The 13,520-nt window shown below is 66.3% G+C and carries 13 protein-coding genes; 8 read left to right on the forward strand and 5 right to left on the reverse strand.

Annotated features, from left to right (window positions below):
- Positions 1-55: 55 nt before the first annotated feature.
- A complete protein-coding gene (pabB, locus tag SPR01S_RS19290; RefSeq protein ID WP_066592772.1) occupies positions 56-1,813 on the reverse strand; it encodes an aminodeoxychorismate synthase component I in 1,758 nt (585 codons plus the stop codon).
- Between the two features lie 124 nt (positions 1,814-1,937).
- Between pabB and SPR01S_RS19295 the strand changes: the two genes are divergently transcribed.
- Positions 1,938-2,600, forward strand: a complete 663-nt coding sequence (locus SPR01S_RS19295) for an MBL fold metallo-hydrolase (RefSeq protein WP_066592775.1) — start codon at positions 1,938-1,940, stop codon at positions 2,598-2,600.
- 24 nt (positions 2,601-2,624) lie between these two features.
- Here SPR01S_RS19295 and rlmN read toward each other — a convergent pair whose 3' ends face one another.
- Both rlmN and SPR01S_RS19310 read right to left on the reverse strand, forming a co-directional pair.
- Positions 2,625-3,809, reverse strand: a complete 1,185-nt coding sequence (gene rlmN, locus SPR01S_RS19300; protein WP_245662119.1) for a dual-specificity RNA methyltransferase RlmN — start codon at positions 3,807-3,809, stop codon at positions 2,625-2,627.
- 373 nt (positions 3,810-4,182) lie between these two features.
- Positions 4,183-5,109 (reverse strand): NAD-dependent epimerase/dehydratase family protein, encoded by a 927-nt coding sequence (locus SPR01S_RS19310; protein ID WP_066592795.1) that lies wholly within the window; start codon positions 5,107-5,109, stop codon positions 4,183-4,185.
- Between the two features lie 306 nt (positions 5,110-5,415).
- Between SPR01S_RS19310 and SPR01S_RS19315 the strand changes: the two genes are divergently transcribed.
- A complete protein-coding gene (locus tag SPR01S_RS19315) occupies positions 5,416-6,312 on the forward strand; it encodes a LysR family transcriptional regulator (protein WP_066592797.1) in 897 nt (298 codons plus the stop codon).
- Positions 6,313-6,462: 150 nt separating this feature from the next.
- On the opposite strand, the gene SPR01S_RS19320 is transcribed toward SPR01S_RS19315, so the two are convergent.
- Entirely contained in the window at positions 6,463-6,945 is a 483-nt protein-coding gene (locus SPR01S_RS19320; RefSeq protein ID WP_066592800.1) for a hypothetical protein, read from the reverse strand.
- Positions 6,942-7,577: a histidine phosphatase family protein gene (locus tag SPR01S_RS19325; protein WP_066592805.1), complete on the reverse strand. Its 636-nt coding sequence runs from the start codon at positions 7,575-7,577 to the stop codon at positions 6,942-6,944. Before SPR01S_RS19325 ends, SPR01S_RS19320 begins: the two co-directional genes overlap by 4 nt.
- Positions 7,578-7,728: 151 nt before the next feature.
- Between SPR01S_RS19325 and SPR01S_RS19330 the strand changes: the two genes are divergently transcribed.
- The 6 genes from SPR01S_RS19330 (at position 7,729) to SPR01S_RS19355 (ending at position 13,493) form a co-directional block, all read left to right on the forward strand.
- Positions 7,729-8,403, forward strand: coding sequence for an outer membrane protein (locus SPR01S_RS19330; RefSeq protein ID WP_066592808.1), 675 nt, complete (start codon positions 7,729-7,731; stop codon positions 8,401-8,403).
- A 163-nt stretch (positions 8,404-8,566) separates the two neighbouring features.
- Entirely contained in the window at positions 8,567-9,679 is a 1,113-nt protein-coding gene (gene dnaN / locus SPR01S_RS19335) for a DNA polymerase III subunit beta (protein WP_066592811.1), read from the forward strand.
- Positions 9,676-10,491: a hypothetical protein gene (locus SPR01S_RS19340; protein ID WP_066592814.1), complete on the forward strand. Its 816-nt coding sequence runs from the start codon at positions 9,676-9,678 to the stop codon at positions 10,489-10,491. The genes dnaN and SPR01S_RS19340 overlap by 4 nt, the downstream gene beginning before the upstream one ends.
- Before the next feature lie 97 nt (positions 10,492-10,588).
- Positions 10,589-11,386, forward strand: a complete 798-nt coding sequence (locus SPR01S_RS19345; RefSeq protein WP_066592817.1) for a Coq4 family protein — start codon at positions 10,589-10,591, stop codon at positions 11,384-11,386.
- 45 nt (positions 11,387-11,431) lie between these two features.
- On the forward strand, positions 11,432-12,661 hold the full coding sequence (gene recF / locus SPR01S_RS19350) for a DNA replication/repair protein RecF (RefSeq protein ID WP_066592819.1): 1,230 nt from the start codon (positions 11,432-11,434) through the stop codon (positions 12,659-12,661).
- Between the two features lie 79 nt (positions 12,662-12,740).
- A complete protein-coding gene (locus SPR01S_RS19355; RefSeq protein WP_066592821.1) occupies positions 12,741-13,493 on the forward strand; it encodes an OmpA family protein in 753 nt (250 codons plus the stop codon).
- The last annotated feature ends 27 nt before the right edge of the window (positions 13,494-13,520 follow it).

Here is a 13,520-nt window from a genome sequence, read left to right on the forward strand (position 1 = left end):
TGATTAAAGATGGATCAAACCGATTTCATCATGCTCTAGGGGCTGTATCTTAACCTTAACCGAGCCTCGCCGAGATCAGCCCGCGCACGGCGTTGCCGACGAAGAAGCCATGAGCGAGATCGGCGCGCGTCAGCGTCGCTTCGAACGCCCGGCCGCTCTCGATCAGCTCGGCGCGCAACACGCCGGGAAGCAATCCGGCGCTGAGCGGCGGGGTCAGCAGCACGCCGCCGCGCTCGACGAACAGATTGGTGAAGCTGCCTTCGGTCAGCTGGCCGTCGACTTCGAACACGGTCTCGAATCCCCGTCGCGCGCGGTCGTAAAAGGCGCGGTCGCTGGTCTTGTGGCGCAGCCGGAAATCGTCGGGCGAGACCGGCAGCGGCGCGATCGTCACCGTGACCGGCGTCTCCGGCTTTGCCGGCATCGCGCCGACTTCGATCGCGACCGCACCCGACGGCGCCAGCGCTAGGCGAATGCGCTTTGCCTCACGTAACCGGAAGGTGGCGGCCTGGAGCTCGTTGCGTGCGGCATGGCGGTCGAAAGCGAAGCCGAACGCGGTCGCGCTTGCCTTCATCCGCGCGAGATGGCGTTCGAGCAAGGCGACCCCCTCGATCGGATCGAACGCCATGGTCTCGATCAGGTCGAAGCGGCGCGCGCCGGCGCCGACGAACGCGGTCTTGGCCTGCGCCTCGTCCCATTCCTCGCTCATCCGCGAATCGGCGACGATGCCGCCGCCCGCGCCCAGCAGCGCATGGTCCGCGCCATTCTCGATCACCAAGGTTCGTATCGCCACATTGAACATCGCCCCCTCGGTCGCGTCGAGCCGACCGATCGAGCCCGTATAGGGCCCGCGCGGCGCGCTGCCCATCTCGATCCCGGCCAGCGCCTCGATCGCGCGGATCTTGGGCGCACCGGTGATCGATCCGCACGGAAACAACGCCGCCAGCACATCGATCGCATCCTGGTCCGGCGCCAGCGTCGCGGTGACGGTCGAGGTCATGGTGTGGATGGTCGGATAGGTCTCCACCGCGAACAAGTCGGGCACGGCGACGCTGCCCGGCTCGGCGACGCGCGACAGGTCGTTGCGCAGCAGGTCGACGATCATCAGATTCTCGGCGCACTGCTTGGCGTCGTCGCGCAATGCGGCCGCCAGCGCGCGATCCTCTTCGGGCGTATCGCCGCGCCGCGCAGTGCCTTTCATCGGCCGCGTCGTCAGCCGCCCGCCGTCCAGCGCGAAGAACAATTCGGGCGACAGCGACAGCAGCCAGTCGCGCCCGGTCCACACCACCGCGCCATAGCCGGCGCGCGCGCTATCCCTCAGTTGCGCATAAGCGGCCAGCGGATCGCCGATGACGGGCACCCGCGCGCGAAAGCTGAGATTGGCCTGATAGAGGTCGCCGGCTTCGATCAGCGCATGGACTTGATCGAACCGCTCCGCATAGGCGTCGCGGTCGATATCCGGCGCCGGCGCGCCGAGCCAGGCGGAGGCTGGGTCGGGGAGATAGGAGGCGACGTCGTCGGCGGCGATCTCATCGAACCGCTCGAACAGCCCGAACCACAATAATGGCGTCCCGGCTTGTGGCAATTGGCCGACCGCCGGCTCGAACGCGCTCGCCGCTTCGTACGCCAGGAACCCCGCGGCGTGGAGCCCGCGATTCCGCGCCGCCCGCAGCCGCTCGAGCGCGGGCAGAACTGCCGCGGCGTCGCGCGCCTCGACGATCTCGACCGGCGTCCGATAGAGCCGCGCGGGGGCGGCGCCGGTCGTGCGGGCGTCGTCGAGCAGGACGAAAGGGCGGTCGCGGTCGATCACTGCCATTGCTCATGCAACCGCGCCCGACGCTTCGGCAACCCCCGGTTTCTACCGGCATGGCGTCAGACGTGCAGGTAAGCACCGCGCGCAAGGCATTGCCGGTCGCGACGACAGACCCTAGGTTTTCGCCATGGCCAGCACCGCGCAGCCGCTTCGCGCGGCGATCATCCCCGTCACTCCGCTCCAGCAGAATTGCACCTTATTATGGTGCACGAAGACAATGCGCGGCGCGTTCGTCGATCCCGGCGGTGACTTGCCGCTGCTCAAGTCGCAAATGGAAAAACATGGCGTCACGATCGAGAAGATCCTGGTGACCCATGGCCATTTCGATCATTGCGGCGGCGCGGCGCAACTGGCCGACGATCTCGGCGTGGCGATCGAGGGGCCGCATCCCGAGGATATGTTCCTGCTCGAAAAGCTCGATGAGGACGGATTGCGCTACGGCGTGCCGGGCCGATCGTTCGTGCCGTCGCGCTGGCTCGACCAGGGCGACACGGTCACGGTTGGCGAGGTCGAGTTCGCGGTCCACCACACGCCGGGGCACACGCCCGGCCATGTCGTGTTCCACAATGCCGAATCGAAACTGGCGATCGTCGGCGACGTGCTGTTCCGCGGATCGATCGGCCGCACCGATTTTCCGCGCGGCAATCACCAGGACTTGATCAATTCGATCGTCACGCGGCTCTGGCCGATGGGCGACGACACCTTCTTCCTGCCCGGCCATGGCGACCCGAGCACCTTCGGCCAGGAACGCCAGTCGAATCCGTTCGTCGCCGATTCGGTGATCGCCTGAAGTCTCTGGCGGTCCCGTCGGGGATCAGCCCAGAGCGGCGAGCTTTTCCTCGGCCAGGCGATCGAGTTCCGCCCGGCTCTTCTTCTCCGCCGCGGTCTTGAGCTGGCCGCACGCCGCATCGATGTCGCGACCGCGCGGGGTGCGGACCGGCGCCGAGATGCCGGCTTCGAAGATGATGTCGCTGAACCGCCGCACGCGCTCGGGCGTCGACGTGTCATAGGGCGCGCCGGGCCAGGGATTGAACGGGATCAGATTGACCTTGGCCGGCAATCTGTACTTGCGGATCAGCCGGACGAGCTCGTGCGCGTCCTCGTCGCGGTCGTTCTTGTCCTTCAGCATCACATATTCGAACGTGATGCGCCGCGCGTTGTTGGCGCCGGGATAATCGGCGCACGCCTGGAGCAGCTCCTCGATCCCGTATTTGCGGTTGATCGGGACGATCTCGTCGCGGATTTCCTTGGTCACCGCGTGGAGCGAGACGGCGAGGTTGACGCCGATCTCCGCCCCCGCGCGCGCCATCATCGGCACCACGCCCGAGGTCGACAGGGTGATGCGGCGCTTGCTGAGCGCGAGCCCGTCGCCGTCCATCACGACATGGAGCGCGTCGCGGACATTGTCGAAATTATAGAGCGGTTCACCCATCCCCATCATCACGATGTTGGTGAGCATCCGCCCCTCGGGCTGCGACGGCCATTCGCCCAGCGCGTCGCGCGCCAGCATGACCTGGCCGACGATTTCCTGCGCCGTCAGGTTGCGTACGAGGCGCATCGTCCCGGTGTGGCAGAAGCGGCAATTGAGCGTGCAGCCGACCTGGCTCGACACGCACAGCGTCCCGCGATCGGCGTCGGGGATGAACACCATCTCGTAATCCTGGCCGTCGGGCCCGCGCAGCAGCCATTTGCGCGTGCCGTCGGTCGAGACCTGCGCCTCGATCACTTGCGGACGGCCGACGACGAAGCGCTCGACCAGCCAGGGATGCTGCGCCTTGGCGATGTCGGTCATCGCGGTGAACTCGGTCGCGCCGCGATTATAGATCCAGTGCCAGATCTGCTTGGCACGCAATTTCGCCTGCTTGGCGTCCATCCCGGCGGCGAGCAATGCCTCGCGCAACTCGGCCTTGGAAAGGCCGACCAGGTCGACACGCCCGTCCTCGCGCGCCACCGTCTGGCGGGGCACGGGCACGGGATCGATGTGCCCGGGGATGGGCATGAGGGCGGCCGACTCTGTCTGCATGGCGCTGCACATAGGGGAAAAGGCGCGACTTTTCTAGCGTGCCTATTTTTGGCGGAACGGGAGCTATCGGAGGGTGAGACTGCTTTCGACGGCTGACCAGAAGGCGTGCGCTTCCGTGTCGCCCTCGGCCAATGCATCGGCTGCGACGCTGGCGGCATAGCGACGCGCGTCGTCCCGGCCTCGCGATACCTCAAGCTCGTGTGCCTTGCGGCCTACTTCGGCATATTCGACGCGCGAAAACAATCCGGTACTCGCTTTCCGAAAGTAGATCGTGACTCGGCGGCCAAGTCTTGCCGCCATCCGCTTCTTCCTAGCTCAGAAGCTGACATGCCCCGCCGCCACCAGCAAGTCAGTCGCAGCCGAGCGCCTTCAGGCTGGTCGCCATCGCGACATCGAGCGGCGTATGCGGTTCGGGTCCGATCGCGGCGACCAGGTCTTCATTGTCGAGCCGCACCGGATGTTCCCAGAAAGGGCGCATCTCGATCATTTCCTTCATCGTCGGGTTGAACAGCCCGATCAGCGGCAGCAGCGCCCAGGGCATCCGCCAGGTCTTGACCGGCCGCCCGACCGCTTGCGCGATCGCGCCGGTAATGCGCGTGCCGTCATCGTCCCATATGCCAGCGAAATGATAGCGGGCGAACCGCGGCAGGTCGTCGCTTTTGTCGAGCAGCCTCGCGAACGTCTCGCCAACGTCAGGCAGATAGGCCCAGGCGTGTCCGACCCCCGCCTTGCCCGGCACCATCACACGGCCGACCCTTTGGCCGGGCGTGACGAGTCCCTGGCTCAGCCAGCTGTTGCCCGGCCGCGGTCCGAAATAATCGCCTGCGCGCAGGATCACTGCTTTGGCCTCCGATCGCTCGATCGTGCTCTCCATCGCGACGCGAATCGCGCCTTTCCTGGTGTTCGGACGCTGCGGGCTGTCGGGCGCGATTACCGGCGAAGTGCGCGGGTCGTAATTATAGATCGTCCCCGGCAGCGCGAGCCGGGCGTTATTGGCGAGAGCGGCGGCGAAGCTGTTCTCAAGCATCGGCATCACCAGCTTTTCCCAATCGCGATAGCCCGGCGGGTTGACGGCGTGGACGATCGCGTCGCAGCCCTGCGCCGCCGCCAGCACCGCCGCGCGATCCATCGCATCGCCGACGCGCCAGTCGATCGCCTCGTCGTTGCGCGGTGAGCGGCTCAGCCCGCGCACGTTCCAGCCGTGAGCGACCAGCGCGCGCGCCGTTTCTCCGCCCACCCCACCGCTCGCCCCAAGCACCAGCACCGTCTTCGTCATCGTTCGTCTCCTGCTTTGACGACGCGATTATCGGTGCGATCGAGGTTGTATAAAATTGTCGCTATGTGACGATCAGGTTATACAAATTTTACAGCCCGCCATTGGAGGTCGCGAGGTGGTTATCGAGACCATAAGATTACTGAGCGGGAAATCCCTAGCTAGGCACTCGGTCCGGAATGGGCGAAACCGGGAATGCAGCCGAGAGTGCTGCTTTCCGGCTGCGGGTCGGGCGGGGATGATATCCTCGCCCGGCCCTATTCCTTTCTCTGTGGCCGGCACCCTCTGTGCCCCCTGGGTCGGACCGCGATGAGCGAGGATTGGGAGCGCCATCGCGCCTTTTTGGCCGTGCTGCGCGAGGGCAGCCTGTCGGGCGGCGCGCGGCGGCTCGCGCTCGCCCAACCGACGGTGCGGCGGCGGATCGCCGATCTCGAGCAGGCGGTCGGCGTCGCTCTGTTCACGCGGGCGCCCGACGGGTTGATCCCGACCGAGGCCGCGTTGGGCCTGAAGACGCATGCCGAGGCGATGGAAATCGCCGCCGCCGCCTTCGCGCGCGGGGCGACGCAGGGAAGCGAGATCGCAGGTCTAGTGCGCGTATCGGCGAGCGACGTGATCTCGGTCGAAATACTGCCGCCGATCCTGGCGGCGTTGCGGCGGCGGCATCCGCGGCTGGTCGTCGCGCTGTCGCCCAGCAACCGCAACGAGGACCTGTTGCGGCGCGAAGCCGATGTCGCGGTCCGGATGGTGCGGCCAGAACAGGGCGCGCTGGTCGCGCGGCGGATCGGCGACATCGAGCTCGGACTCTATGTCCGTGCCGATGCCATCGCCGGCCGGCCGCCGCCCACCACGTTCGAGGAGGTCGCCGCGCTCGGGATAATCGGGGTGGAGAAGGAAAACGCGGTGGTCCGCGCGATGCGCGCGGCCGGCATCCCGATCCGGATGGAGGATTTCGCGTTCCGATCGGACAATGACCTTGCCCAACTCGCCGCACTGAGAGCCGGTGTGGGTGTCGGATTCTGTCAGGTGCCGCTGGCGCGACGCGACCCCGCGTTGGTTCGCCTCCTACCCGACGCGATCAGCTATGCGCTCGACACCTGGGCGGTGATGCACGAGGATCTGCGAACCTCGGCGCCGGTCCGCGCGGTGTTCGACGCGCTGGTCGCGGGCTTGCAGGGTTATCTCGGCTCCGGACATCCAAGTGGCTGACAAGGTGGTACTATTCCACGTCACCCCGGCCTTGTGCCGGGGTCCACTGAGCAGCACACCCGGTATTAGAGGCTCTTGCTTCTCGCTAACCTGCGCGGTGGATGCCGGGACAAGCCCGGCATGACGGTTGGAGTATTCGGCGGCCGTTCCTTACCCGCGACACGCCAGCGCAGCCGCGTCGATCGCGGTAGCGGCGCCCGAAAGCGCATAGACATCGGCAAACGCCGACCCGTCCCGCCCCAATCCCTCGACGCTCATCGACCGCCCGCTGCGCATTGCCGCGACGATCGCGGCGTCGGTGCGCGGATCGGGGGCCCAGGCGTCGTCGGTGCCGGCGACCAGCTCGAACCGGCGCTCGCCGATCGACAAAGTCACGCGCGCATTGCCGGCCCGGCCGCGGCTGAGGCGGATATGGAGCTGGCTGCGGATATTCTGCCCAGGCCAATTGGCGATGCTGGCGAAGCCGGCGCGATGATCGGGATCGACCGGCTGCGCGATCGCGAAGCAGCGCCGCGGGCTGGGATCGCTGAACGCGCCCCAGCGGTTCCACACGCCGATCGTGTCGCGCGCGATGGCCGGGGCCGCCGCGACCGCCGTCGCGATCAACGCGGTGACGACCGCCAGCCGCTTCACACCGTCTCCCCACCGCCGCCGAGATGGACGATCGTCTCGACGCCGCCCTCGATCATCACCAGCGACCCTTGCGGCAGATGGCCGGCCGCGGGCGCGCCGAAGCGGTCGACCGCAGGCTGCCCGGTCATCACGCCGCGCATCAACCGGCTCGAAATGCCGTGCATGATGACCAATCGATCGCTCGGATCGTCGTTGGTCTCCGCCAGCCAGGCCGAGACGCGCTCGGCGATCTGCGGATAGAGCTCGCCGTCCGGCGCGCTGATCAGCAGCCCGCTCGGACGGTCGATCACATCGCCCACCTCGGCGATGACGTCGCGATAATAGCGCCCGCCCCAGCTGCCCATGCCGATCTCGGTCAGGCGTGGGTCGGTCTTCGCCTGGTGCCAGTCGAGCCCGACATGCTCGGCGATCACCGCCAAGGTCTGCAGCGCGCGTCCGGTCGGCGATGCCCATAATGTCAGCGCGGGCTTGTCGCCCAAAAAGTGGTGGAGGGCCTCGCCCATTTCGTCGGCCTGGCGGAATCCTGCGCGAGTCAGCGGGGTGTGCGGATGGTCGCCCTGCAGCCGCCCGGCCGCGTTGAATACCGTCTCGCCGTGCCGCGCGATGAAGTCGCGTCCCCGCCTTGTAATCATCCCCCGCGCTTTCAACCCCCTGTGGCGCGAAAGCAACGAAATTCCTTGTTTATCTGAGGTTCATGCAACCTCTTGGCTCCCCACCTATTTGCCCCTTCCCGCGCCACCGACCCCCCGGTGCTCCGCGGGAATTGAGTGAATGGAGTTATTTATGCGTAAGCTGATCCTTGCCACCGCCAGTCTCGCAGCGCTGGCCGTCGCCGCCCCCGCCTTCGCGCAGGACGGCCCCCCGAACCCGGATAGCGACACGACGTTCAGCGGTCCGCGCGCCGGCATCATCCTGGGCTATGACCGGATGCAGCCGGGCCAGGTGCCCAATTCGTCGATCGACAGCAGCAATTCGGCGGACGGCCTGACCTATGGCGGCGACGTCGGATATGACGCACGCAGCGGCAATTGGGTTTTCGGCGCCGAGGGTGAAGTGACCGGATCGACCAGCAAGGTGACCAACAATCCGTCGGCCGCCGGTGCGCTGGGCTATGGCCGCGTCAAGGCCGGCCGCGATCTCTATGCCGGCGCACGCATCGGCTATGTCGTCGCGCCGCGCACGATGATCTATGCCAAGGGTGGTTACACCAATCAGCGGCTCGACCTCGTCGCGTCGAACGGTACGACCGAAACCGGCCAGCATTTCAACCTGGACGGCTGGCGCGCCGGCGCCGGTGTCGAGCAGTCGCTCGGCGGCAAGGCCTATGCCAAGGTCGAATATCGCTATTCCAACTACGGCCAGGCCCGGTTGGAATATCCCAACGGCGCCAACACCAACAATTTCTCGGTCGATACCGACCGGCATCAGGTCGTCGCCGGGGTGGGTGTCCGGTTCTAAATCGAGTCATCCACAACAACAGGGGGAAACAGGGTGTGAAAGGAGGGTCGGGGCGCTTGCTCCGGCCCTTTTTCACGTTAAGGAAGAGAGTAGGCGAATTGCCCCCGGATTCTCTCTTGTCTGGCGGGTCGGAAAATCAGGGCACCGGCCCGGGGGTTAGGACATGAAGGCGACGATCGAACGCGCAACGCTCCTCAAGGGGCTGAGCCATGTGCAGTCGGTGGTCGAACGCCGCAACACCATCCCGATTCTGTCGAACGTGCTGATCGAGGCAACGGCCGAGGGATCGCTCAAGCTGATGGCGACCGATCTCGACCTGCAGATCAACGAAAGCGTGCCGGCGGCGGTCGATACGCCGGGCGCGACCACGGTGTCGGCGCACACTTTGTTCGACATCGCGCGCAAGCTTCCCGAAGGTAGCCAGGTTCAGCTCGCCGCGGCGGAAGGCAAGATGACGATCGTCGCGGGTCGCGCGCGGTTCCAGCTCGGCACCCTGCCGCGCGACGATTTCCCGGTGATCGCCGAGGGCGAATTGCCGGTGCAGTTCGAGCTGCCTGCGGAAACGCTCAAGCAGATCATCGACAAGACGCGCTTCGCGATCTCGACCGAAGAGACGCGCTATTATCTCAACGGCATCTTCTGGCACGTCGCCGATGACGGCCAGCCGGTGCTCAAGGCCGCGGCGACCGACGGCCATCGCCTCGCCCGCGTCACCCTGCCGCGCCCCGACGGCGCCGAGGGCATGCCGGACATCATCATCCCGCGCAAATGCGTGGCCGAATTGCGCAAATTGCTCGACGAGATCGATGGATCGGTCGGCGTGTCGCTGTCCTCGTCGAAGATCCGCTTCGACATGGGCCAGGCGCTGCTGACCTCGAAGCTGATCGACGGCACCTTCCCCGATTATTCGCGCGTCATCCCGACCGGCAACGACAAGATCCTCAAGATCGACCCGCGCAGCTTCGAGGAAGGCGTCGACCGCGTGTCGACCATCGCCACGGAGAAAACGCGGGCCGTGAAGATGTCGCTCGATCGCGACAAGATCACTCTGTCGGTGACCAGCCCGGAAAACGGCACCGCCGCCGAGGAAGTCCCCGGCGAATATGCCGCGCAGGGCTTCGATATCGGCTTCAACAGCCGCTATCTGCTCGACATCCTCGGCCAGATCGAAGGGGATATGGTCGAAGTGCACTTGGCCGATGCCAGCGCGCCGACCCTGATCCGCGAGAACGACAAGTCGCCGGCGCTGTACGTGCTGATGCCGATGCGGGTGTGACGCAGGCGCGGTCCGGAGCGATCTTCGTCGCCACGATCGCGGCTATCGTTATTTTCTTCGGATCGGCTGGAAGTGCGGAACCCCCGGCAACCAAGACGATCAGCGCAATCGACCTCACCAAGCCATTCGGCGCGAGATCGGAATGGCGCTTTATGGCGACACAGGAACCGGATCAGCCCAATCGCGACGAAGGTCCGATTCCGGGAATCATCACACTCTGTCTGAAGCGCACAGCCGACCTGGATTGCGACGCTGCGATGCGGTCGATGGGCAAGGCGCCGACATCCTATTATGACACTGCATGGCAACCGCGTTACCTGAGCGAGGCGCGCGTCGTTTACCCCATGGGAGGATCGGCGCCGCCGCTTTTGCTGACGCAAACCGCGAGCGAGTATAGCGCCGGGGACGGAGAGCAGGTGCGGTACACGCAGTTGCTCACCTATCGGCGATCGATTGATCGCTTCGAAGGGATCTTCACCCACATAACTTTTCGCAACAACAATCAGGAAGTTCGCTTTATCGGAGCGGGGCCATTGCGCGGCGACGTCGTCGTTGCCGAGCCAACGGAGAATGCGCCGTTCGGCTATTGGATCACGGTCAACCGGCTAGCCCCATCATACCGGTATCAGCAAATACTGCGCTACCGCAGTGCGACCAGGTACGGAGACAACAACCCGCTGGCAGTGATCGATTCGGAGATGCCCAATATCCAGCAGCGCCTTGGCCTGTGGCGTCCTGGCCGGCCCCTGCCATTGCCCGCGAAAAGTTGTCCGAAACCTCGCCTGGTCAAGATGGAATTGTGGTGTTCTTAACGCGACCGCCGGTATGAGAGTCCCCACACGATCGCGACAGGGTTGACGACCCCGCCCATTTCACTTACTTACATGATTGTCAGTAAGGAATCATCCGATGGCCGCAAAGCTCCCCCCCTTTCCCGGCACCACCGGCAAGCGCGACTGGAAGACCGCGTTCCGCGCGATTCGCAAATTGCTCGCGAATGGCGACGATACGACGCAGGTGTTCGTGATCATGCGCGCCTTGAACGTCGGCAATGCGCCGATGAATTATGCGCGCTTCATCGCCACCGAAGAAGGTGGGCGCATGGCCTATGAGCGGATCGAGCTCGCGCAACTCTTGTCGCAGCCGGGCTTTGCCAAGCAATTCGCGCCGGGCACGGTGGGCGCGGCGTACAACCATTTCCTCGAATCGACGGGCTATTCGGCTGACGGCTTGGCCGAGGTCAGCAAGATCAACCGCGAGGAAGACATGGCGCATCCTTATGCCTGGTTCGGGCGGCGGGTGCGTGACACGCACGACATCTGGCACGTGCTGACCGGCTACAAGGCCGACGAAAGCCTGGGCGAAGCAGCCCTGGTCGCGTTCAGCTATGCCCAGGTCGGTGGGCTCGGCTGGGCGTTCATCGGCGGGGCGGCGGCGCTCAAGAGCCTGAAGGTCACCGGCAACACGCTGTTCGCGAAGGCGGTGTGGGAAGGCTATAAGCGCGGCAAGAAGGCCAAGTGGATCTCCGGCGAGGATTATCTGCAGCTGCTCCACGAGCCGATCGATGCGGCGCGCAAGCGGCTTGGGCTCGGCGAGCCGGTCGCTTATCTCAAGGCGCAGCGCGAGCTGGGCGCCGAGATGGCGTCGTATTTGAGCGCGAAGAACCAGCAGCCTGACACCGCCGAACCGGCGAAGCTCGCGGCCTGAGTCCCGGGCTGACGCGCGGACGCAAACTCCGCTAGGACCGGCGCGATGCTGTCGCGCCTGATCCTCACCGATTTCAGGAATCATGCCGAAGCCGTGCTCCATCCGGGGCGCGGCTTCGTTGTGCTGACCGGCGAGAACGGCGCGGGCAAGACCAATGTACTCGAGGCAGTGTCGCTGCTTGCCCCCGGGCGCGGGCTGCGAAGGGCGGCGCTGAGCGACATGGCGCGGCAGGGGGGTAAAGGCGGGTTCGGGGTGGCGGCGACCTTGTCCCCCTCCCACTTGTGGGAGGGGCTAGGGGAGGGCGTGTCGGATATCGTTACGGCGTCTAAGGTTGCAGAGTCACGACAAGCCCTCCCCCGTCCCAGCTCCGGGTCGACTGTGCCCCCGGCACAGTCTGAATGGCGCGGGGCGCCATTCACCCGGAGCTCACAAGTGGGAGGGGAGGTGGACATCGGCACTGGCACCCAGCCCTCCGCCCCCGAACGCCGCATCGTTCGCATCAACGGCGCGACGACCGCCGCGACCGCACTGGCCGAATGGCTGACCGTGCTCTGGCTTACCCCGGCGATGGACCGGCTGTTCGTCGAACCCGCGGGCGAGCGGCGGCGATTCCTCGATCGGCTGACCCTGGCGCTGCGGCCGGACCATGCCCAGCACGCCAATCGCTACGAAGCGGCTATGCGCGCGCGCAACCGCGTGCTGGGCGATGACCGTCCCGACCCGCAATGGCTGACCGCGCTCGAGGCGCAGATGACGGAGCACGGCGTGGCGATCGATGCGGGGCGGCGCGAGACGGTCGCGGCGCTGGCCGAACGATTGGCGAGCCAGCCCGAAGGGCCGTTCGCGCGCGCCGGCCTGGCGCTGGAAGGTTGGAGCGGCGCGGATACGCTGGCAGCCGATCTGGCGCAGGGACGCCGCCGCGATGCCGCCGCCGGCCGCACGCTGGTCGGGCCGCACCGCAGCGACCTCGCGGTCACCCATCTCGAGAAGAACCAGCCCGCGTCGCTCTGTTCGACCGGCGAGCAGAAGGCGCTGCTGCTCGGCCTCGTCCTCGCCCATGCCGAACTCGTCGCCGACCGTATCGGCCGGGCGCCGATCCTGCTGCTCGACGAGGTCGCCGCGCATCTCGATCCGGTGCGCCGTGCGGCCTTGTTCGATCGGCTGGCGGTAACCGGCAGCCAGGTGTGGATCACCGGCACCGAACGCGCGCCGTTCGACGATATCGGCGCCGCGTCGTGGTTTGCTGTCGCCGACGGAACCGTCTCCGCCGCCTGAACGCTCCCTGTCGGCTCGTCTAAGGCCGGGTTCAGTCCCGCGCCGTTAGCACGCGTCTATCATCATAGGGAGAATAGCCATGAAAATGATGTTTGCCGCCGCGACCGCGCTGATCGCCATCGCCAGTCCGGCAGTCGCGCAGGATCGCTGGGATTGGTCGGGCGGTCGCCCCGGCATGGCCGATTTCCGCATGGTCGGACCGGGCGTCCGCATCCTCTATCCCGAATTGCGCGAGACGCGACGCGGGTGCGCCTTCGTCATGCGCAATTTCGACCGCAACCATGACCGCTTCCTGACGATCTTCGAAGCGCGCCAGGCCAACCGTGCCTTTGCCGAGATTGCCGGACCGCGGCCGCGCGGGTTCGACTGGGATGCGCGCGACAGCGGCTATGTCGTGGAGGAGCGCGGCGGCCGCGGCGGATGGGATCGCGGCGCTATGCACGGCTACGGCTTTCGCCAGACCGCGCGCGGCGCGATGATGCGGCTCGACGAAGACGTGTTGTTCGCGACCGACAGCGACGTGCTGCGCCGCGGCGCGATCGACAAATTGCGCCCGCTGGCAAGCTATCTGCGCGCCAATCCCGGGGTGCGCGTGGCGATCGATGGTTACACCGATTCGCGCGGCACCGATGGGCACAATCAGGACCTGTCCGAACGCCGCGCGGCGAGCGTCAGGAGCGCGTTCGACGCGATGGGCGTGACTCGCGCGCGCTTCTCGGTCGCGGGGCATGGCGAACGCGACCCGGTTGCGACCAACGCCACCGCGGCGGGGATGCGGCTCAATCGCCGGGTCGAAGTGACCTTGCTGGGACGGCGGGCCAGCGAGTTCTGATGACACATCAATCTCCCCTCCCTTCCA

Source organism: Sphingomonas pruni NBRC 15498, assembly GCF_001598455.1.
Lineage (GTDB): Bacteria > Pseudomonadota > Alphaproteobacteria > Sphingomonadales > Sphingomonadaceae > Sphingomonas > Sphingomonas pruni.

Bases quoted from the DNA above. Each gene is read 5' to 3' on its own strand.
- SPR01S_RS19310 (WP_066592795.1), bottom strand. From the start codon at position 5,109: ATGACGAAGACGGTGCTGGTGCTTGGGGCGAGCGGTGGGGTGGGCGGA.
- SPR01S_RS19330 (WP_066592808.1), top strand. From the start codon at position 7,729: ATGCGTAAGCTGATCCTTGCCACCGCCAGTCTCGCAGCGCTGGCCGTC.
- SPR01S_RS19315 (WP_066592797.1), top strand. From the start codon at position 5,416: ATGAGCGAGGATTGGGAGCGCCATCGCGCCTTTTTGGCCGTGCTGCGC.
- SPR01S_RS19325 (WP_066592805.1), bottom strand. From the start codon at position 7,577: ATGATTACAAGGCGGGGACGCGACTTCATCGCGCGGCACGGCGAGACG.
- dnaN (WP_066592811.1), top strand. From the start codon at position 8,567: ATGAAGGCGACGATCGAACGCGCAACGCTCCTCAAGGGGCTGAGCCAT.
- SPR01S_RS19345 (WP_066592817.1), top strand. From the start codon at position 10,589: ATGGCCGCAAAGCTCCCCCCCTTTCCCGGCACCACCGGCAAGCGCGAC.
- rlmN (WP_245662119.1), bottom strand. From the start codon at position 3,809: ATGCCCATCCCCGGGCACATCGATCCCGTGCCCGTGCCCCGCCAGACG.
- SPR01S_RS19295 (WP_066592775.1), top strand. From the start codon at position 1,938: ATGGCCAGCACCGCGCAGCCGCTTCGCGCGGCGATCATCCCCGTCACT.
- recF (WP_066592819.1), top strand. From the start codon at position 11,432: ATGCTGTCGCGCCTGATCCTCACCGATTTCAGGAATCATGCCGAAGCC.
- pabB (WP_066592772.1), bottom strand. From the start codon at position 1,813: ATGGCAGTGATCGACCGCGACCGCCCTTTCGTCCTGCTCGACGACGCC.
- SPR01S_RS19355 (WP_066592821.1), top strand. From the start codon at position 12,741: ATGAAAATGATGTTTGCCGCCGCGACCGCGCTGATCGCCATCGCCAGT.